Source organism: Cupriavidus sp. 291-E7, from assembly GCF_057798835.1.
In genome coordinates, this window is the sequence record NZ_JBYOJV010000006.1 from 1 (window position 1) to 1,032 (window position 1,032).

Genomic DNA, 1,032 nt, shown 5'->3' on the forward strand with positions numbered 1-1,032 from the left:
CAAACACCGTTAAGTTGATGATGTGGCAGCTCGCCGGAACTCGCGAGGCGAACGATATCTCAACGCTTTGTGTGGATGCCGCTCATTGTATTGCTCGAATGCGACCGTTAACTGAGAGAGCGCTGTTGGCACGTCGGGCCTGTTCATGAACGCAATGTAATCGCGTTTCATGGTCTTGACGAAGGATTCGGCCATGCCGTTGCTTTGCGGAGAACGCACGGGGGTGGTCAGTGGCTCCAGTCCCAGCTCCCGCGCGAAGGCGCGGGTACGATGGTCGATGTACGCCGACCCGTTGTCCGACAGCCATTCGATGGTGCGCTCGGTCTGCACAGCGCCAAAGCGCTGTTCGACGGCGGCCAGCATCACATCTCGCACAATATCGCCACTGTGCCCGCCGGTGGTTGCAGCCCAACTGATGGCTTCCCGGTCATGGCAATCCAGCGCAAAGGTTACGCGTAGCGGCGAGCCGTCGTCGCAACGGAATTCGAAGCCGTCTGAACACCAGCGAACATTGCTACGGTCAACAGCGACGCGGCCGTCATGGCGACGTGTATCGAGTCGCCGCCCAGGCCGGCGAAGCAGCAACTGATGCTCGCGCATAACGCGATAAACACGTTTGGCGTTTACGGGCGAGGCCCCGCTCAGCTCGTGACTGCGCCGTAGCAAGGCCCAGATCCTCCGGTAGCCGTAGGTCGGCAGGTCTGCCACCAGTTCATGGATTTCAGCCACCAGCGCCGCGTCATCGTATTGGCGTGCGCGGCGACCATCTTGCCAATCCGACGAACGGGCCTGTCTTGCTGCCACCGCAGAGCGCGCCACGCCGAGGACATCGCAGACCGTCTTCATTGGTCGTCCCCGGGCAGTAAGGGCGAGCGCGCAATCCAGTTTTTTGAGCGCCCGTACTCCACGGCTTCCTTCAGGATTTCCGCCTCCTGCGTCTTCTTGCCCAGCAGCCGTTGCAGCTCCCTGATCTCCTTCATCGCTGCAGCCAACTGTGAGGCTGGGACTACAGCCTCGCCAGCGCTCACGGCG

The 1,032-nt window shown here is 61.4% G+C and carries 1 pseudogene; it reads right to left on the bottom strand.

The features are described 5' to 3' along the window. Nucleotides 1-9: 9 nt before the first annotated feature. Nucleotides 10-1,032, bottom strand: a pseudogene (locus AC3FLX_RS12110) (IS3 family transposase); the annotation flags it as partial.